Here is an 18,584-nt window from a genome sequence, read left to right as displayed (position 1 = left end):
GTCAAATAGACATCATCCTATCCACTTAGCACGCGCTCTAAAAGCTAAATTAGTGGCCTATAGCCATAAATTCTGTGCAGAGCGTTTCGTCGACGTGTCACCGAGAACTCCGTGTATCTGCGACACAATCTGCATCACCGCATCTTCGATCGCTCCTTCATTACGGCATAAGACCCAACCGTGATCGTCGATTGCTTGCTCGAATGCCTGAGTACAAGCGATCTGTTCTTCAAGCTTATGGATCACCGTACTGCTCAGCCCGCGTCGTCGTGCCGCTGCTCTTGCCCATGACACTTCAGGGGATGTCACAACTCCGACATGCAAGTCTGGCACTTGCACGTTTCGTTCAATATTTAACTGAAGAATCTCTGCAAACGGGACTATCCGTCGAAACGCAGCATCAGATGGGTACCAGCGATCGATCAAGATGATGCTGTCTGATGGCTGTTCAGTCAGTACGTGTTGCGAAATCCAGGCGCGGCTATCAGCAAGGCGCTCACACACTCGCAACTCCAAATCCCGGGTGGGGTTTCTGACGAGGGTGTTAACGAGGGTCATTGTTTCACTTCTATAGGGATCGCTTTTTTTCTCGCACAGTCGAATCACCTTTTTGTTGTCAGCCCTCAGTGCTTTCGTCACGGCCTCCAGCAGTGTGGTTTTGCCGGTGCCTTTGGGCCCATCTAGAGACACAAACAGCGGACGATTCATTTTTGTGCTCCGCCCTGCCCTTTACCCATGCCAGCAGCGATACCAGCCATTGTTCTCTGACACCTGCAGTTCAGTTTGATAAAGAGCCGACAGATTCTCGCTGGTCAGTATTTCGCGCTTTGGACCATCGGCAATCAACTGACCTTGGCTGATAAGAATCACGCGATCGATCTCTGGGATGATTTCGTCAATGTGGTGGGTCGTTATGATCATCGCGCGGCCGTCACCACAGAAGCTGCGCATAAGTGACAACAATCCCAGGCTCGCCCCCATGTCAAGACCGCTGGTGGGCTCATCAAGGATTAACGCTTGAGGATGATGAACCAATGCGCGAGCCAGCAGCAATCGACGTTTCTGCCCAGTGGATAAACGCTGAAACATGCGTTGCTCGTCGATATCGATACTCAACTCTTTCATCAGCCTGCGCGCCAACGCGACTTGCTCTTCATTCGGCTGTAAGTGCGCGTGTGCGCCCATGGCCCCAAAAAAGCCGGACAGTACGACATCCAGTGCAGAGGTATATGGGGTGTAGTCTTCTTGCATGTCCTGTGACACGAAACCGATCTTGCTGCGCAAGGCCCAAAGGTTCACCGTTTCATCGCCGAACAGCTTCAGGTAGCTGCCCTCTCGCTCAACCGGGTAAATCTCACGATTGATGAGCTTCAATAGGGTGCTTTTGCCTGCGCCATTGGGCCCCAAAATGGCGACGCGTTCGTTATAGCCAATCTTCAGCGAGACTCGGTCGAACACTTGCGTCTGTTGTTGAAAAGCAGAGACTTGGTTCAAATCAATCATTGATATGCCTTGGTTGACGGTGGGCCGCGAGGTAGGAGTTATCCGTTCCTGCGCACGATTGGGATTTTCAACGCGCGAGACTCTACGACGCATTTTGAGGTTATGAAAGCGTTTCGAAACACGCGCCCAACGCACGTCACATTAAAACCTGAATCAGCTTCCAGTGGTGCTGGACGTGGTGCCACTGAGCACCTCGGCAAAAACCCGTAGTCGCTACCACTATGAATGGAAACATTTCTCATTTATATTTGCTGCCGTTCTGCTTCTCCTCAGGCTGATCATGCCCTTCGACCCTGCCAAACCATCGCTGCTCAGCACCCTGGTACGTCACTACGACGAACTGGTGGATCACGTGCGTCGGCGTTTTGGCGATCGTGGCTTCGCCCGTGAAGTGGTGCATGACGTGTGTGTGCAATTGCTGGAAAAACGCGACAAGGATAACGTCCACACGCCTTTGGCTTTACTGCGTAAAATTTCCCACGATCAAGCGATCAACCGTTATCGCAGCGAGCGGCGTAGCCAGTCCTGGATCGTCGGGATGTCAGAGCCGCTGGAAGCTGAATGCACCGCGCCGACGCCACCCCGTCAGTATGAAGCCGCGCGGGAGCTGGAATTGCTGACACAAGCCATCGAGCAATTGCCGGAGCGCTGCCAAATGGTATTTATCATGCACAAGATTCACGAATTGCCTCAGGCTGAAGTCGCCGTCCGCATGGGTATTTCGCTGAAAACCGTTGAAAAACACCTGCGTCTTGGCCTCGCGGCCTGCCGTGTGTACTTGGACCGTCCGCCAACCACGCTATGAGCACACCCTCTTCACCTGAGCAACCGCTGTCCGCCGAGGACGAAACCCTGGCCCGCCATCGCGAGGCGCTGCGCAAGCGTTTCCCGATGCCAACCCCCAAGCCGCGCAAGTCACGCGCGCCATTGGCCATCAGTACGCTGCTGATCATTATCGGCGCGGGTCTGGTGTGGACAGACCCAAGCTACCGCACCGAGCACTACAGCAGCACTGTCGGCGAGCGGCGGGAGCTGGACTTGGTAGATGGCAGCAAACTGGTGCTCGACAGTAGCACTCGGGTTGAAGTCAGTTGGCACCTGCGCTCACGCCGCGTGGAACTGAGTACCGGCCAGGCGCTTTTCGATGTCAGCAAGACCGTGTTCAGGCCATTCGAAGTGGACGCGGGTGCCGCACGCGTGACGGTTTTGGGCACTCGGTTCAACGTCTCCCGCGAGCAAGATGCCGTCAACGTGGCGCTGATGCGCGGCAGTGTCAGCGTGCAGTCTACGGTCGATCCGGCCCAGCAGCAGCGCTTGGCACCGGGCCAGCAACTGGCGGTCCTCAACGGTCAATTGCAGCCGACTGAAAACGCCGATTTATCCAAGATTCTGGCCTGGCAGGAACGCAAACTGGTGTTCTCGCACACGCCGTTGTCGCAGGCGATTGAGCAGATCCAGCGTTATCGTCAGGCGCCGATCCGTCTGGATGATCAAAGCCTGGCCAATCTGCCAATCAGCGGGGTGTTCAATACCGACAAGGTAGATGACCTGCTCGACCTGTTGCCGCATATCCTGCCCCTCAACATCACCCGCGACACCGACGGCACGTTGCACATCACGCACAGGGCTGCGAAAAAATAATTGTGCAGGCGAGGTAGGGTTTTGCCGCGCTCATAACGGCAATGAAGAAAACCCTAACTTTCCAAGGAGCCCCGTCCATGAAACAACGCTTGCCGGCGAGCCTGTCACTGTCTGTTCTCGCCACCAGCCTTCTGTTTGCCCTCTCGGCCCATGCCCAGGACAAATACGACCTCGACTTGCCGAGCAGCAATCTGGAACACGCGCTCAATACGCTGGCCCAACAGTCCCGTGTACAGATCATTTTTGCCAGTGACGTGGTCGGCAACAGCACCTCGCCCGCGCTCAAAGGCCGCTACACCGCCGAAGAAGCCTTGCACCGCCTACTCGACAAGCATGGCCTGCACGTGCAAATGCGTGATGAGCAGACCTTTTTCATCGTCGCGCAAGACACTCCACCCCAAACTGTCGTCCAGCAGCCACCCGCAGAATCTCTGGCCCTCGGCCCGATGGTCATCAAAGGAGATGTGCTTGGCAGCGCCACCGATCCCGAAGTCCGTACTTACGTGGGCAGCCGTACGGTCATCGGCAACGAACAATTGCAAAAGACCAGCGTACGCGGGGTCGACGAAGCTTTGCAGCGCGTCCCTGGGGTAAAAGTCTTTGATGAAACCGGCACTGGCGCTCTGCCTCAGATAGCCGTGCGCGGTCTGTATGAAAGCCGCAGCGGTCGGGTGCAAGCCTTGTCTGATGGCATCCCGTTGGCCCTGGCGCCTTATGGCCAGACAGGTCTGTCGCTGTTTCCAGTAACCCTCGCGACCATCGACCGGATCGACATTGTGCGCGGCGGTGCTGCCGTTCAGTACGGCCCAAACAACGTCGGCGGCGTGATCAACTTCATCAGCAAACCGATCCCCCGCGAGTGGCAAACCACTGTTCAGGAACGCACCACGTTCAATCCGGGTGGCCGCCAGCTGTGGGACACCTACGTGGGAACCGGTGGCTACTTGACCGACAATTTCGGCTTGCAACTGGACCTCAACACCATCGATGGAGACACCGGGCGTCAGCACTCCGATACCGATATCCAGAACTACCGCCTGCGCGGCCAATGGAACATTGACGACACCCGCGACTTGAGCTTTGGGATTCAACACTACAAAGCCGACATGGACCTGCCTGGCGCCCTCAGCGTGCGTGACTACAAGGACAACCCGCGTCAGTCGACCCGCCCGCTGGACCGTTTTGAAGGCAATACAGATCGCGTCTGGGGCACCTATACCCAGCAGTTGGGGGCACTCGGCCCGTTTGATGCTGTGGAGTTCAGTTGGACCAACTTTGCCCACAAGAGCTATCGCAACTTTGTGGTGGGCCTGCCCTTCACCCCCGATGGCACCGCTGTCACCAAACAGGACGGGCCGCGTGACTTCAAGGTCTGGGGCAGCGAACCACGCCTGAGCATGAGCATCGACGGCGATCAACTCAGCCAGACCTGGTTGGTTGGCGCGCGTTACGTGAAAGAGGACATCGACTATAAAGTTGATCGACAAAGCGTGGCCACTGGCCTGAACACGCCGTTCCGCGACTGGCAGTTCGACGACTCGGCCAAGGCCTTTTACGTGAGCAACGCCATCAGCTTGTTCGACAAGCGCCTGACCATCACGCCCGGAGCACGCTATGAAAATGCACGCATGGACTACGACGATGGCATTACTGGTTTCAGCAATCAGAACAAAGTTCAGGAATGGCTGCCCGGTCTGACGGTCGGTTTCCAGGCGAGCGACGACTGGTATGTCTATGCCAACGCACAGAAATCGCTGCGACCCCCGCAAGTGACGCAGATCGTCAAAGAAGGCCAGGTCGGCTCCGAACTGGCGTGGAACTACGAGACCGGTGTTCGCTACACGCCATGGGATGGCCTGCGGGTCGACATGGGTCTGTACCGCATCGACTTTGATGATCAGATTGCCTACAACGCCACCACGGATCGCTTCGTCAACTTGGGCAGCACACGTCACCAAGGCATAGAAAGCGAAGTTTTCTGGACCCCGCAAGCACTGCCAACGCTCGACCTGCACGCCAGCTACGCGTACCTGGATGCCAAGCAGCGCAATGGCGTCTATAAAGGCAACGATGTGCCCTACGCGTCACGCAATCAGTTCAGTGTCGACGGCCGCTATCACTTTGCCGAGCACTGGACCTACAACCTGGACGGCCTCTATGTCAGCAGTGCCTACACCGACGCCGCCAACAGCGGTGACGAAGACGCCATTGCCTCTGTTGGCAAACTGCCTGCGTACTGGCTGTGGAACACCGCGATCGAGCGCCAATTCAAGTTACAGGATCACAGCGTGTTGACCGCCTCTGCGGGGATCAGCAACCTGTTTAACCGCGAGTATTATTTCCGAGGCATCGACACCAGCCCGTGGGGTCGTCAGCCAGCGCCTCAGCGCTCATTGACGTTAGGCCTTAATTATCAGTTCTGAGGCAGCCACCGCACGAAGCTCTTGAATCAAATCAAGCTGGGACTAAATGACGCTTAAGCCCCGAAATGTGCTCAGGCCCATTAGCACCATTGCTGGACCATTAACACCCCGCGTGGGAGCGGCCGCAGGCTGCGATCTGTAAAAAAATCAAGAGATCGCAGCCTGCGGCCGCTCCCACAGCGGCTCCAAGCGTATGCCTAATCTGCATGACCCATTCTGAAACGTCATAATTCTCTGATTTGCTGCGTGGTAGTCTCGCTCGACCATGAACAGGCATAGATCGTATTTCGATGATGGCCAGAACCAGGAAAGATCATGCCCAAAAAGTCCCACTCAGCTCTGCGTAATGATTTTCGTCAATTGCTTGCCACGCCTGCGTGCGTTGAAACCGCTTCAGTGTTTGACCCCATGTCGGCACGTATTGCCGCAGACCTGGGCTTCGAGGTCGGTATCCTCGGTGGCTCAGTCGCCTCATTGCAAGTCTTGGCAGCACCCGATTTTGCCCTTATCACCCTGAGTGAGTTTGTCGAGCAGGCCACTCGTATCGGCCGTGTCGCTCAACTGCCTTTCATTGCAGACGCTGACCACGGCTATGGCAATGCCCTCAATGTAATGCGCACGGTTGAAGAACTGGAACGTGCCGGTGTCGCCGCGCTGACCATTGAAGACACCCTTCTGCCCGCACAATTCGCCCGAAAATCAACCGATCTGATTTCTATCGAAGAAGGCATCGGTAAGGTCAAGGCAGCCCTTGAAGCCCGTGTCGACCCTCTGCTGTCAATCATTGCCCGGACCAACGCGGGCGTATTGCCGGTTGAGGCGGTCATTGAACGTACTCAGGCGTACGAAAAAGCAGGCGCCGACGGGATCTGCATCGTCGGCATCAGCGATTTCGAACACCTTGAAAAGATCTCGGAAAAACTCACCGTCCCGCTGATGCTGGTGACCTACGGCAATCCGAAACTCAATGACAGCCAGCGTCTGGCCAGTCTGGGCGTACGTATCGTGGTTGCAGGCCATGCCGCCTACTTCGCCGCGATCAAGGCCACTTACGACAGCCTGCGCGCTCAGCGCCATCTGACCAACAGCACCAGCAACCTCAGTGCCACCGAGCTGACCCACACTTACACGCAGCCAGAAGACTACGTGGCCTGGGCCAAAGAGTTCATGGATGTCAAAGAGTGATCCTGAGCGGATTGAATAATACGGCCGTTACCTCACCACGCTGATACACCTGTGGTTGGTTAACGACCGCATCAATAGCATTACCTCAAACGATGTCATCCACCACGCCGCCGTCTACCCTGAGTGCTGCCCCTGTCGTCGCTGACGCTTGAGGTGAACACACATAGACGACCATGTTGGCGACTTCTTCTACCGTTGCCGCTCGCTGAATGATCGAGCTGGGCCGATGCTGTGTAACAAACTCAGTCGCGACTGACTCGAGGGTTTTACCGGTGCGCTCAACCTCGGCTTTCAGCATGTTTGCAACACCATCAGACAGTGTCGGGCCTGGCAACACGCTGTTGACCGTAACCCCGCTCCCTGCAACCCGCTTGGCCAGACCACGGGCCAACGCCAGTTGTGCTGTTTTGGAAACACCGTAATGGATCATGTCCGCCGGAATATTGCGCGCAGACTCCGAAGACATAAACACCACACGCCCCCAGCCCTTTGCGACCATTGCCGGCAGCAACGCACGGCTTAAACGTACCCCGGACATGACATTGGTTTGCCAGTAGCTGTCCCAGACCTCATCCGCTGTTTCGTAAAAATCCTGCGGGCCGTAAATACCGGCATTGTTCACCAGAATATCGACCCCACCCGCCTCCTTGACCAACGCCGAAACGCCATCAGCCGTGCTCAAGTCAGCGGCAATCCCCTGAATCGACGCACCGCTGACCACAGCCAACAGCCGGGAAATGGCATCCGCGACGGACGCATCGCTGCGACCATTAAGGATGACGTGAGCGCCCGCTTCAGCCAGCCCTTGGGCAATCGCAAAACCGATCCCTCCGGTCGAAGCGGTTACCAGAGCGCGCTTGCCATTGAATTGAATGTTCATCTCTTCTCCCATTGAAATCTTCAGATTGCACCCCGCTACCCAGTAAAGACCATCAGGCTTAAGCGCGTTGATTTTCCGTTAAAAGGCGTCGGAATTTGACGTTCCTCAAACTGATAACAAACGCCACAAAGTCAGATTAATCGTTAGAGCACATATGAAAACTTGAACATTAAACTCGGAATAAAACTTCAGCTCACAACTATCTACTTGCTGAAACAATAGTCAGAAACAAAACGCATCACCATGAATTTATCGGTAACTCTTTATCGGCTGAAACAATCCAAATGGTCACGGCATAATCATCCCCTTCTCAGCAATACAGTTTGGAGCCATAGCGTGTCCATGAGTGCGATCAGCTTAATCGGCAAACAGAAACTTGGCCTAATAGACCATCACTGCATCGATACACTTTCTGCGAACAGTGTAGAAATCGATATTGTGCTATCCGGTATTTGCGGCACAGACTTGGCTGTGTTATCGGGCCGCGAAGAAGGGCATATAGGCATCATTCGCGGGCACGAGGCCGTCGGAGTCATTGTCAAGGTGGGCGCAGCTGTAAAAAACCTGCGAGTCGGTATGCGGGTGGTGATTGACCCTAACGAGTATTGCGGTTCATGCGAACCCTGCCGCTCAGCCCAGACACATCTATGTCAGGGTGGCGCCCACTTCGCACTCGATATAGCCGGCGTCAACAAACACGGTACTTTCGCTCAGCGCTTTATCACTCGTGAATGCTTTGTACATGCTCTTCCAGACGATATGAGTTGGGAAACAGGCGTACTGATAGAACCCGTCGCCTGCATATTGAACACTATTGACCGTGCATCCATAAAGCCGGGCGAGCGGGTATTACTGCTGGGCTCCGGCCCGATGAGTCTGGTCGCACAATTACTGCTACAGGCCATGGGCGTCACTACGCTGGCCACCGATTTAAACAGCAATCGAATCAACTTCGCTCGCTCGCTTGGCCTGGACATCGTGCATCCTGATGAACTTGAATCAAGATTAAAAACTCAAGGCAACGTTGATGCAGTCATAGACACCGTTGGCAACCAACTCGACACAGCAGCGCAGTTTGTTCGCCAGGGCGGCCGAATCATTCTATTTGGGTTTAACGGCAACTACCTCTACCCGCTACCGGTAAAACATTTTCTCGTCAATGCCATCAGCATCATTGCCGCCGGGGAATATAACCAGCACTTTCCTCGTGCGTTAGCCATGGCACGCCGACTCCCTAAACTTGGAAAACTGGTCACTCATCGTTATGCCCTTGAAGCATTTTCAGAAGCATTTGACAGCTTATTAAACAACCCTTCCTCCCCCGCCATTAAAAGTGTCTTCACGCCTAATCCAACGTATTTATAAATCCCAACCGTTGGCCAACAATAAAAAGGATGCATTGTGAAAGTAACTGTATTTAGCCAGATATCGATAGATGGCAAATTAACCTTGGGCGATGGTGGGTCCAGCAAGGGACTGTTCCAGCGTTTCAACGATGAAGACATGCGCTTCATCCATAAATTTCGTGGTGAGGTTGATGCCATCATGGTGGGGCGCAACACAATTATTACCGACGACCCGCAATTGACCAATCGCTATGAGGGCGGGCGCAACCCTATTCGCATTATTCCAACCACGTCATTGGACTTCCCTGCTTCGGCCAAAATTTTAAACTCTCCAGGGCAAACCATCATCGCGACCACAGAACTGGCACGTGATAACAGCAGGGTTGAGCAGATCCGTGCCCAAGGAAAAGAAGTACTGTTTGCAGGCGCGACGAGTGTGGACTTCAAATTGCTCTTCCCGATCCTGGAAGCGCGAGGAATAAACCACATCATGGTTGAGGGCGGAGGCCAGTTAAATTGGCAAATATTCAATCTTGACCTGGTGGATGAAATCATTCTCATGCAATTGCCCATCATTATCGGCGGATCGAAAACAACCACACTCACTGATGGCGAAGGCTATCAGGACATTGCAATGACCAAATCTTTCAAATTGCATACCTTTGAAGAACGGTCCAATTACAACCTGTTGCATTTCACCCGCGAACTTGAGCTTCAGGGGGCGCACTGATGCAACGTATTCAGGCTGTTATTTTTGACATGGACGGGGTTCTGGTCGACAGCGAACCGTTCTATATGGCACAGGAACTGATTTCTTATGCGCGCTATGGTATTGCCCTTGAAAAATCAGCTTTATCACGCTTTGTGGGCACCACCCAAGGTTCCATGTGGAGCACCATTAAAGATGAGTTCGGGCTCACCGAACCGCTGGACTTTCTTATGGCACAGCATCATCGGCAACTGATTCAAGCCATTGGCCTCGATCCACTAGAGAGCATGCCGGGAGCGCAAACCTTCCTCGCGGCATTAAATGCAGCAGGAACAGCCTGTGCCGTGGGGTCATCCTCTGCCGGTGAACTGGTTGAAGTCATTTTGCGCGACTCTCAATTACGCCCCCATTTTCAGCACGTTGTATGTGGCACGGATGTCAAACAAGGCAAGCCTGCGCCCGATATTTTCTTGCTGACTGCCGAGCGACTGGGCGTGACTCCCGATGTGTGCCTGGTAATAGAAGACTCACACCATGGTGTGGCCGCAGCAAAAGCGGCCGGTATGTTTTGCATCGGCCTGTCAAACCCAAACTCCGGGCAGCAGGATCTGAGCGCAGCCGATATGTGCGTACAAAACCATGATGAAATCAGGCAATGGTTTATCGAGCACAAACACCTATGAATGCATTCAATACGTCAGCATTGAGTTGGATTAATGCACCTGAACACTCATCCATCACTGACAGCGAAATTGTCATTCATACCTCACCGGACACCGACTTCTGGCGAGGCACTTATTACGGTCTTGAATACAACAACGCCCCTGGCATTGTTCTCACCAGTGATGAGCAATTCTGGACACTCAAAGCCAAGGCGGCTTTTAGCTCAGATACCTATTTCGATCAGTGCGGGCTCTTTATTTATCAAGACGAGAATAACTGGCTGAAAAGTGGAATCGAATACCAAAGCAATGGCTATCAGCAACTGTTCTCGGTCGTGACCAATAATGGTTTTTCTGATTGGTCCATGACCAACCTCGATCGGGTGACGCAAACCATGTATTACCGCTTGAGCCGTAGAGGCAGTGACTTTTTGCTCGAGAACTCGGCTGACGGCCTGCATTTTTCCATGATGCGCATGTTTCATCTGTTTCATGCACAACACAGCGTCCGCTTCGGCTTCTTTGCCAGTAGCCCTGGAGACTCTTCCTTTGCCGCGCATTTCTCTGAGATCGAATGGACACAATGCCTTTGGAAAGAGCACAACAGCCCGCGTTTTTTAATCTCCAGAGTCTCGCAAGCCATGATGATTTCACCCAATCAGAACCGCCATGCGCTTTATGCGTGTTATGCCGCCATGATGTGCCTGGCCATGGCTCTGAACTTCCTACCGGTGTACCTGACCACCTTCAGTCACACGTTTGGTGCCGGCTCAGTGCTCACCACCGAGCAATTGGGCCGAATCCCGGCCATCATGTTTCTCAGTTTCATCATTGCCATTTTGCTCACCGGGCCGTTGGCAGACCGCTACAACGCCAGGCTTATCTCTCTGTTTGGGCTGATAATCACAACGCTGGGATTAGCTGCGGTTGCTGCTGCTCCGTCCTACACCTTGCTGCTGTTTGCTGTCGCCCTCATGGGGTTTGGCGCGGGGGTGCTGGACATGATTCTCAGCCCCCTCGTCGCGGCCCTGCAGCCGGACCGTCGCAGTGCAGCAATGAACTGGCTGCACGCATTTTTCTGCGTTGGGGCTGTCGGGGCGGTGCTGATCGCCAGCCTGGCGCTGAAATGGAATGTCTCATGGCGAATGGTGGCACTGGTTCTGATGCTTGCACCGCTTGCAACCTTGCTGGCGTTTGTACGTTTACCACTGCCGCCCTTGATACAGGAACACGTGCAGCGTGAGTCCATACCAACGCTCATCAAACAACCCTATTTCATCGCCTGCCTGATCGCCATCTTCCTGGGCGGAGCAACGGAAATGGGGCTGTCACAATGGCTGCCGACTTATGCCGAACAGACACTCGGCTATTCGAAAGAATTCGCCGGGCTAACGCTGGCCGGTTTTTCCATCGGCATGGCGCTCGGGCGGATTGGCGCTGCGATGCTGCATGAACGGATACCCGCGATCCCCCTGATGCTAGGGTGCTGCGCCGTCACCGTGGTGCTGTTTATCGTCATAAGTGTCGCCACGAACCCTGCACTTGCGATTGCCGCCGCAATAGCTGCGGGTTTCAGCGGCAGTTGTCTGTGGCCAACCATGCTCGCCATCACGGCGGATGCCTACCCTCAAGGCGGAGCCAGCATGTTTGGGTTGCTGACAGCCTTCGGCAATGCCGGGTGCAGTCTGATCCCGTGGCTGGTGGGAATCATTTCGGAGTATTCAGACCTGCGCATGGGGCTGTTGGCGGTCACGCTTTGTCCGGCCGGCATGCTGGTGCTGCTTGTAGGGATGTCACGATCACCAAGACATACCAGACGTGTGTCAGGTCCGAATTGATTTAGCGGTCGCCGCCACCACCAGCAGCGCAATCGCCACCAGCCCCAGGGCGATTTGCAAGCTGCTGGCATGGGCGACAAAACCAATGAGCGCGGGCCCCATCAGGACCCCGGCATATCCCAGTGTGGTCATGGCCGGTACAGCCGAGCCCTGGGGCATGTCGGTCTGACGGGCCACGGCTGTGAACAGGATCGGAACAATGTTGGCACACCCTGCCCCCACCAGCGCATAGCCCACCAAGGCCAGTGACCAATGGCTGTTCAACAGCGAGAAGACGATCCCCAGTGACGCGCACAGACTGCCGAAAACCATGACCCGAGTCGACTTGAAGCGGCTGACCATCCGATCCCCGACCAGCCGGGAAGCCGTCATTGCACAGGCAAAAGCCGCATACCCGAGCCCGCCATACGCTGGATCCATGCCACGCAGCGAGATCAGAAACACCCCGCTCCAATCGAGCATCGCGCCTTCGGTAATAAAGACGATAAAGCACAGTGCACCGAGGAACAGCACCTTGCCTCTGGGAATGACAAACATCGGTGCGCCGCCTTCGCCCCCAGTGGGCAATAAATGCCGCGTGGCCTTGATGATCGTGAATAACGTGAGCCCGACGATACACAGCACGGCGATCAGCGGCGAGAAACCCACCGCCAGCATGGCAGTCATGCCAATGGCGCCAAGAATGCCACCCAAACTATAGAGCCCATGAAAACTCGACATGATCGGCTGTCGGCTCGAATCATTGACGATCACCGCCTGAATGTTCATGGCGCAATCGAACATGCCCAACCCCGCACCGAACAGCACAACCGCGGCGACCAGCGCGGGCAAGCTTGAAAGGCTCGCCAATAACGGCAGCGCCAGACACATGATCAATGCCGCGGCCACGATCACGCGCCGACACCCGGAACGCCCCACCAAAAAACCGGTAATCGGCATTGCACTGATCGAGCCCAGCCCCAAGCACAGCAAAAGTAACCCCAGCACGCCTTCGTCGATGTCTGCCCGGGCTTTAACCAATGGCACCAAGGGCGCCCATGACGCCGTGCACAAGCCTGCAATAAAAAAAGCCTGGCGAGTTGAACGCTGCGCGGCCTCTTGAGGCACCGCCCGCTGTGTACGTAGGCTAGATAACATTTAAAAACCTGAATAAATATGCGCCACAGATCCTGTAGCAAGTTCGCTCTGACGGTTCAGCCATTGACCAGCGTGTCCAGATGGCGATGCAGCTGTTTGGCCACGTCATAGCCATTGCTTTGCTGCTGGGCTCGGCAAAACGTTTCGCTGCACCACCAGCCCTCGTACCCGGTTGCCTTTACGGCTTGGGTCCACGCATCGAGATCCAGTACGCCTTGCCCTGTCGGCACATTTCTCAGCACCGTTTCATCCGGCACGCCCCCTGAAAAATGCAGCGAGTCGCAGACATGGACCCCGTAAATGTGGCGCTTATCGAGCGTGGCCAGCTCGTCCGGGCGAGCACCGCTGGTGTAGCAATGCCAGTAATCAATCACCATCTTCAGGTTGTCGCGGTCTGCACGTTCCAGAATCTCAACCTGTTGGCCAAGCTTGGCCACCGGCGTCCAAGACAACGCCTCCACATACACCACAAGGCCGACTTCGTGCGCGCGGTCTGCCAGACACTGTAAATTGGCCGCCGTGCGAGCGATTTTTTCTTCCTCGCTACACCCAAGAAGGCCGCTATAGCGTGAAGTTCTGCCCTCACGCTCATACTCAACCACCGCCCGATAATCCAGCGGCCCAGTCACCAGTTGCACACCCTTGGCACCCACTGTGTTCGCCAGCGCATACAACGCTTCGGCTTGCGCCATCAGCACCTTGCCTGAAGCCCCCGTGCGCTCAATGTCCAGCAGCGCGCCGATGCCTTGAACCTGCAAGCCTGCCAACACGTCTTGAAGTTCCTGTTGACTGTGCCCCGCCTCCAGATAAGCCCGTACCGGATCACCGGTCAGCTCGATGGACTGAAAGCCGGCACTGCGCGCGATGTCCATTTGCATGACGAAGTTGCAGTGTCTGGCGGCGGTCGTATTGAAGGTCAACGTGTTCGTTTGCAGCATCGCGGTCGTCATCCTGATCAGTGGGCGGGATGGAACTCAATCGCTAGCCAGATCGCATCCGAGTCTGACCAATAGCGGTGCCACGGGTAGGTCGGGTTGCCATCGCCGTCGACATGGGTAAACGGATCATGGGTATAGCCGGGTGACATATGGATTTGTTTGTAGAGCGTGGCTTCATCGCGCTCAAGAAACTTCTGGATGCGGCCCGAGCCGTAAATCTGCGTGTGAATTTCCAGAAATGGGTGCTCGTTATGCAGGTAGCAATCGGTGTTGGCCGGCGCCCACCACAGGTTGAGTCGGATGCCATAGTCGCGCAGGTCCGTCACCTCTGCTCGCTGATTGGCAAAGGCGAACGGATCCAGCGCTACGCCGCCGATTTCGTCATAACGGGAGATATACAGGGGGGTGGTTCGCGGGAATTTAGCGAACCGATTGCCAAACCAGTCCCACTCACCGAACACCAGTCCACCCAGGTTCACTTCGCTGCGCACGCGGAACACGGCAATCCGCGGGGCCTTGACGACGACCGCGTCGAACAGTTCGGTCGATTTCCAGCCCGGTACTACGCTGGGGATTGGTCCGCCAATCTGCATAGGCGAATGGTCGAGGTTGAGCACCACACCCCCCGCCACTTTGAAATTCTCAACGTTTAAAACCAGATAACACTCAACGAACTGATCCGAAAAACTCAGTTCCCGCTTCTGATTAATCTGCGTCATGGTCATGCCTCACAGGTTGTCCTCATCAATACACAACACCCCGCCACATCTGGCAGGGTGTTGTGTATGCGCCCGCTTAGAAGCCGCGGTTTTTCACGTACTCGTCGCGCAGGTCGCCCAAGTAGGCCGGAACCGTGATGTCCCACCAGCCTGTCGGGTGCATGTTGCTCCATGGGCGATCAAGCGAAGTGATGGCTTCGATGACGTATGGACGGCCCGAGGCCAGTGCACGCTCTACGGCAGCGCCAATTTGCAGCGGGTCGGTGACACGCTCCGAAGCGGCTCCCAGCGATTTGGCGAAATCAGCAATGTTGGCCTCCCATGACGCGCCATCCGGGGTGCGGAAGTCGGTAATCATTTCGCGGTCTTCACCAAAGATGTTCAGTTGCAGGTTGCGAATGGCAGCCCAGCCACCGTTATTCATGATCAGGAAGATCGCCGGAACGCCCATCATCACAGCAGTGGCAAGCTCCTGGCCGGTTTGCAAGAATGCGCCGTCGCCACAAATGGCAACAACTGCCTGGTCCGGAGCCCCCATTTTGGCGCCAATGGCTGCCGGTACAGCAAAGCCAATACCCGAGAAGCCGCCCGGCGTGATGTGCTGTTTAGGGCCATACACCGGGAACTCGTTGAACACCTGGTTTTGCGGGTTGCTGGAGTCAGTCACCACGATGGTGTCACGCGGCAGCACCTTACGGGCCTCTGCCAGCACCTGAGAAATGGTCATGGGTGACTCGTTGCAGGTACGCAGCGGACGCAAATGCTCTTCCCATTTGCCTTTCAGGGCCTGCAAGCGCAAGAACATCGGCGACTCGCTGTAATCCTTGGCCGGTGCGGCAGCGCGCAGCTGTTCCAGCAATGCCGCGAGGATCGGGCCTGCATCGCCAACAATGCCCACTTCTGCCGGGTAATTCTTGCCGATTTCGAAGCCGTCGATATCGATCTGGATCAGCTTGGTTTTAGGAATGTCGAACGTCACACCCGGACGGTACGACGAAGTGATCCGGTCGCTGAAACGGCAGCCGATGGCCAGAATCACGTCCGCTTCACGGGTCATCGCGTTACCCGGAATGGAGCCCAAGTCACCGCATGGCCAAGCGTACAGCGGGTGATCTTCAGAGATAGAGCCCTTGCCCATGAAGGAGGTGGTCACGGCGGCACCAATGTGCTCGGCAATACCGACCAGGTCTGCGCTGGCGTTGGCCGCGATCACACCGCCACCGGCCATGATGACCGGGCGCTCGGCCGACAGCAGCAGCTCAACGGCGCGCGCGATGTCGGCTGGGTCGCCGTGCAAGCGGCCATGGCTGCGATGGGTTTGCGGGGCAGGCAGTGCCACGTCGGCATACTCGGCCTGCAAGTCTTGTGGCAGGTTAATCAGCGCCGGGCCGCGACGGCCTTCAAGCATCACATTGAACGCCTGAGTCATCACCCCCGGGATTTGCTCAACATGGCTCGGCTGCCACCAGCGCTTTACGACAGGCTCGGCCATACGCGGAAAGTTATCGCCGTGCGGACGGTCGAGTTCTTGCAGAACGCCTTTGCCCAGCATGTAGGTGTGCACGCCGCCACAGATCACCAGTTGCGGGATCGAGTCAGCAAACGCGGTCGCCAGACCGGTCAGCGTGTTGGTTGCCCCTGGGCCGATGGAGGCACACACCGCAGCAATTTGACCGCTGGCACGATAAAAGCCATCCGCCATGTGCGAAGCGCCCTGCTCGTGCATGGCGGGCACCAAGGTGATTTCATCCTTGCGGTCTACGAAAGCATCCAGCAACGCAGTGTTCCCATGGCCCGGAATACCGAAAACATAAGGCACTTTTTCACGGATCAGATACTCGACAACGATCTGCCCGCCGGTTAGTTTTTTTGTATCGCTCATGTCCTGCTCCTGCTGTGCTTAAAGGTTTGCGTTATCAACGGCGATAGAAAAATCGCGCGTAAAGATGTGGTCTGCGGCACGCAACGCTTGGGCCGCGATAGTCAATGCCGGGTTTACGGCTGCCGAGGACGGCATGAATGAAGCATCAATCACGAACAGGTTGCTGTGATCGTGGCTGCGGCAGAACGAATCCAGGGCGGAAGTCTTGGGGTCATTGCCAAAACGAACGGTCCCGCATTGGTGTGAAGTCGAGTGTTTGATTAATGGCTTGGTCAGCACAATCGGGTAGCCCGACGCCCGCAACAGGGTGGCCAGGAGCTTGACCAACTGCTTGTGCGGCGCCAGGTTGTTACGACGAATATCCAGCTGGATCTTGCCGTCCTTGATCCGCACCCGGTTTTTCGGGTCGGGCAAGTCTTCTGAAAACACAATCCAGTCCATGCTGTGCCGGGCCATGCTGACCCCTACGGCCTTGGGCAAGAACGGCACGTTCGCCGACAGCATCCCGCCCTGCAATTTGCCGAGCATCTGCGCATGCCCCAGCGGGTACGGGTAATCCGGTGCGCCGAAGTAGAACTCGTTCATCGCCAGGGTTTTCTGGAACGTCGTCGTGTTTTCGCGAAACGAGAGGCCCATCAGGGCCGTCTGGTTGTGCGCCATATAGTGCCGACCCACGACATCAGAACTGTTGGCCACACCGTTGGGAGCCTGCGGGCAGGCCGAGCGCAGCAGCAGAGCCGAGCTGTTGACGGCGCCGCACGCGACCACCACCACCTTCGCCGTCAGTGTCTGCAACGCGCCATCGAACTCGACTTCAACCCCGGCAACACGTGAACCGTCGGGGCTCAGCACCAGACGCTTGACCAGCGCATGGGTCTGCAAACTGACACGGCCGGTGGCAAGACCCGGCAGTACCAGGGCCGTCTCGGCTTCGAGTTTGGCGCCCAGCTTGCACGGGAAACCATCGCAGGTTTTGCACAAAATGCAGGTGCCCAACGGCGCGTAATCCACGGCCAAGGGCAAGGCGCTCGTGCGTACACCCTCTTCGCGCATGGCCGCTGCCATCTGCGCAACTATGGGCTCATGCTTGATGCCCGCATACGGATAAGGGCGGCTGCGCCATGGCGCGCTCGGATCATCGGTATCGTCGCCGTGCACCTTGAACATCTGCTCGGCCTGATCGTAGTAAGGCTCAAGCTCGGCATAGCTGATGGGCCATGCAGGCGCTACACCTTCTTCATGTTCCAGCGCTTCAAAATCGCGCTCGCGAAAGCGGATCATCGAACCGCCGTAAAACTTGGTGCAGCCGCCGACGTTGTAATAAATCCCCGGGCGGAACTCAGCGCCGCTGGCGTCCAGCCACGTGTCGTGAGCGGTATAACGTTTTTCGAAGAAGACCGATGGCACGCTCCAGTTCTGATCCTCACGCGTCACCCAGTCACCGCGCTCAAGCATCAGTACGTTAACTCCGTGCTCGGCAAGACGTCGGGCAGTGGTTGCACCGCCGACTCCGCTGCCAATCACAATGACGTCGGGTTGTACGTTCATCTAAGGCTTCGCCCCTATGTTCTTCGAATTGTTTTCTGTGCTTTCACGGTTGCGTTTAAACGCAAGTGGAGTATTTGCCGAGGCGTGTTTTCACTCAATTTCGCAATGACAAATAAGCTGACGCACACTGACGCACCTTGCGTAGAAGCCCAGCATCGAGCAGCGTTTCAGCG

General features: G+C 56.0%; 16 protein-coding genes. 8 read left to right on the top strand and 8 right to left on the bottom strand.

Annotated elements, in window-relative coordinates; all coding sequences use genetic code 11:
* Positions 1–57: 57 nt before the first annotated feature.
* Together RHM56_RS11900 and RHM56_RS11895 are read right to left on the bottom strand one after the other, a co-directional pair.
* A complete protein-coding gene (locus RHM56_RS11900) occupies positions 58–708 on the bottom strand; it encodes a dTMP kinase (RefSeq protein WP_322241404.1) in 651 nt (216 codons plus the stop codon).
* 21 nt (positions 709–729) lie between these two features.
* Complete coding sequence (locus tag RHM56_RS11895; protein ID WP_322241403.1) at positions 730–1,503, bottom strand: ABC transporter ATP-binding protein; 774 nt, start codon at positions 1,501–1,503, stop codon at positions 730–732.
* 280 nt (positions 1,504–1,783) lie between these two features.
* Between RHM56_RS11895 and RHM56_RS11890 the strand changes: the two genes are divergently transcribed.
* From RHM56_RS11890 to RHM56_RS11875, 4 genes are all read left to right on the top strand, one after another.
* Positions 1,784–2,308, top strand: coding sequence for an RNA polymerase sigma factor (locus tag RHM56_RS11890; RefSeq protein ID WP_322241402.1), 525 nt, complete (start codon positions 1,784–1,786; stop codon positions 2,306–2,308).
* Positions 2,305–3,144: a FecR family protein gene (locus tag RHM56_RS11885; RefSeq protein WP_322241401.1), complete on the top strand. Its 840-nt coding sequence runs from the start codon at positions 2,305–2,307 to the stop codon at positions 3,142–3,144. Before RHM56_RS11890 ends, RHM56_RS11885 begins: the two co-directional genes overlap by 4 nt.
* A 77-nt stretch (positions 3,145–3,221) precedes the next feature.
* A complete protein-coding gene (locus RHM56_RS11880; RefSeq protein WP_322241399.1) occupies positions 3,222–5,567 on the top strand; it encodes a TonB-dependent siderophore receptor in 2,346 nt (781 codons plus the stop codon).
* Positions 5,568–5,882: 315 nt separating this feature from the next.
* Positions 5,883–6,752, top strand: a complete 870-nt coding sequence (locus tag RHM56_RS11875; RefSeq protein ID WP_322241398.1) for an oxaloacetate decarboxylase — start codon at positions 5,883–5,885, stop codon at positions 6,750–6,752.
* An 85-nt stretch (positions 6,753–6,837) separates the two neighbouring features.
* On the opposite strand, the gene RHM56_RS11870 is transcribed toward RHM56_RS11875, so the two are convergent.
* On the bottom strand, positions 6,838–7,632 hold the full coding sequence (locus RHM56_RS11870) for an SDR family oxidoreductase (RefSeq protein WP_322241397.1): 795 nt from the start codon (positions 7,630–7,632) through the stop codon (positions 6,838–6,840).
* Positions 7,633–7,974: 342 nt separating this feature from the next.
* Here RHM56_RS11870 and RHM56_RS11865 point away from each other — a divergent pair, with 342 nt between their 5' ends.
* From RHM56_RS11865 to RHM56_RS11850, 4 genes are read left to right on the top strand one after another with little or no spacing between them, the layout of a single operon-like run.
* Entirely contained in the window at positions 7,975–8,997 is a 1,023-nt protein-coding gene (locus tag RHM56_RS11865) for a zinc-dependent alcohol dehydrogenase (protein WP_322241396.1), read from the top strand.
* A gap of 36 nt (positions 8,998–9,033) precedes the next feature.
* Positions 9,034–9,708 carry a dihydrofolate reductase family protein gene (locus RHM56_RS11860; RefSeq protein ID WP_322241395.1) on the top strand — a complete coding sequence of 225 codons (675 nt, stop codon included), beginning with the start codon at positions 9,034–9,036 and terminating at the stop codon, positions 9,706–9,708.
* Positions 9,708–10,370 carry an HAD family phosphatase gene (locus RHM56_RS11855; protein WP_322241394.1) on the top strand — a complete coding sequence of 221 codons (663 nt, stop codon included), beginning with the start codon at positions 9,708–9,710 and terminating at the stop codon, positions 10,368–10,370. Before RHM56_RS11860 ends, RHM56_RS11855 begins: the two co-directional genes overlap by 1 nt.
* A complete protein-coding gene (locus RHM56_RS11850; RefSeq protein ID WP_322241393.1) occupies positions 10,343–12,187 on the top strand; it encodes an MFS transporter in 1,845 nt (614 codons plus the stop codon). The genes RHM56_RS11855 and RHM56_RS11850 overlap by 28 nt, the downstream gene beginning before the upstream one ends.
* Here the strand turns inward: RHM56_RS11850 and RHM56_RS11845 are convergent.
* The 5 genes from RHM56_RS11845 to RHM56_RS11825 all read right to left on the bottom strand — a co-directional run bounded on the left by RHM56_RS11845 (position 12,173) and on the right by RHM56_RS11825 (position 18,411).
* Entirely contained in the window at positions 12,173–13,324 is a 1,152-nt protein-coding gene (locus tag RHM56_RS11845) for an MFS transporter (RefSeq protein ID WP_322241392.1), read from the bottom strand. The genes RHM56_RS11850 and RHM56_RS11845 overlap by 15 nt on opposite strands.
* A gap of 56 nt (positions 13,325–13,380) precedes the next feature.
* Positions 13,381–14,262 (bottom strand): sugar phosphate isomerase/epimerase family protein, encoded by an 882-nt coding sequence (locus tag RHM56_RS11840; protein WP_322241391.1) that lies wholly within the window; start codon positions 14,260–14,262, stop codon positions 13,381–13,383.
* 17 nt (positions 14,263–14,279) lie between these two features.
* The gene (locus tag RHM56_RS11835; protein ID WP_322241390.1) at positions 14,280–14,981 is read right to left on the bottom strand and encodes a hypothetical protein; all 702 of its coding nucleotides are present in this window, start codon (positions 14,979–14,981) and stop codon (positions 14,280–14,282) included.
* A 76-nt stretch (positions 14,982–15,057) separates the two neighbouring features.
* Positions 15,058–16,863: a thiamine pyrophosphate-binding protein gene (locus tag RHM56_RS11830; protein WP_322241389.1), complete on the bottom strand. Its 1,806-nt coding sequence runs from the start codon at positions 16,861–16,863 to the stop codon at positions 15,058–15,060.
* An 18-nt stretch (positions 16,864–16,881) separates the two neighbouring features.
* On the bottom strand, positions 16,882–18,411 hold the full coding sequence (locus tag RHM56_RS11825; protein ID WP_322241388.1) for a GMC family oxidoreductase: 1,530 nt from the start codon (positions 18,409–18,411) through the stop codon (positions 16,882–16,884).
* Between the last annotated feature and the right edge of the window lie 173 nt (positions 18,412–18,584).

It is taken from the genome of Pseudomonas sp. CCC3.1 (genome assembly GCF_034347405.1).
Lineage (GTDB): Bacteria > Pseudomonadota > Gammaproteobacteria > Pseudomonadales > Pseudomonadaceae > Aquipseudomonas.
Note: the sequence above shows the minus strand (reverse complement) of the source record. Positions and strands in the feature narration are given on the sequence as shown.

Bases quoted from the DNA above. Each gene is read 5' to 3' on its own strand.
- RHM56_RS11900 (WP_322241404.1), bottom strand. From the start codon at position 708: ATGAATCGTCCGCTGTTTGTGTCTCTAGATGGGCCCAAAGGCACCGGC.
- RHM56_RS11895 (WP_322241403.1), bottom strand. From the start codon at position 1,503: ATGATTGATTTGAACCAAGTCTCTGCTTTTCAACAACAGACGCAAGTG.
- RHM56_RS11890 (WP_322241402.1), top strand. From the start codon at position 1,784: ATGCCCTTCGACCCTGCCAAACCATCGCTGCTCAGCACCCTGGTACGT.
- RHM56_RS11885 (WP_322241401.1), top strand. From the start codon at position 2,305: ATGAGCACACCCTCTTCACCTGAGCAACCGCTGTCCGCCGAGGACGAA.
- RHM56_RS11880 (WP_322241399.1), top strand. From the start codon at position 3,222: ATGAAACAACGCTTGCCGGCGAGCCTGTCACTGTCTGTTCTCGCCACC.
- RHM56_RS11875 (WP_322241398.1), top strand. From the start codon at position 5,883: ATGCCCAAAAAGTCCCACTCAGCTCTGCGTAATGATTTTCGTCAATTG.
- RHM56_RS11870 (WP_322241397.1), bottom strand. From the start codon at position 7,632: ATGAACATTCAATTCAATGGCAAGCGCGCTCTGGTAACCGCTTCGACC.
- RHM56_RS11865 (WP_322241396.1), top strand. From the start codon at position 7,975: ATGAGTGCGATCAGCTTAATCGGCAAACAGAAACTTGGCCTAATAGAC.
- RHM56_RS11855 (WP_322241394.1), top strand. From the start codon at position 9,708: ATGCAACGTATTCAGGCTGTTATTTTTGACATGGACGGGGTTCTGGTC.
- RHM56_RS11850 (WP_322241393.1), top strand. From the start codon at position 10,343: ATGGTTTATCGAGCACAAACACCTATGAATGCATTCAATACGTCAGCA.
- RHM56_RS11845 (WP_322241392.1), bottom strand. From the start codon at position 13,324: ATGTTATCTAGCCTACGTACACAGCGGGCGGTGCCTCAAGAGGCCGCG.
- RHM56_RS11840 (WP_322241391.1), bottom strand. From the start codon at position 14,262: ATGCTGCAAACGAACACGTTGACCTTCAATACGACCGCCGCCAGACAC.
- RHM56_RS11835 (WP_322241390.1), bottom strand. From the start codon at position 14,981: ATGACGCAGATTAATCAGAAGCGGGAACTGAGTTTTTCGGATCAGTTC.
- RHM56_RS11830 (WP_322241389.1), bottom strand. From the start codon at position 16,863: ATGAGCGATACAAAAAAACTAACCGGCGGGCAGATCGTTGTCGAGTAT.
- RHM56_RS11825 (WP_322241388.1), bottom strand. From the start codon at position 18,411: ATGAACGTACAACCCGACGTCATTGTGATTGGCAGCGGAGTCGGCGGT.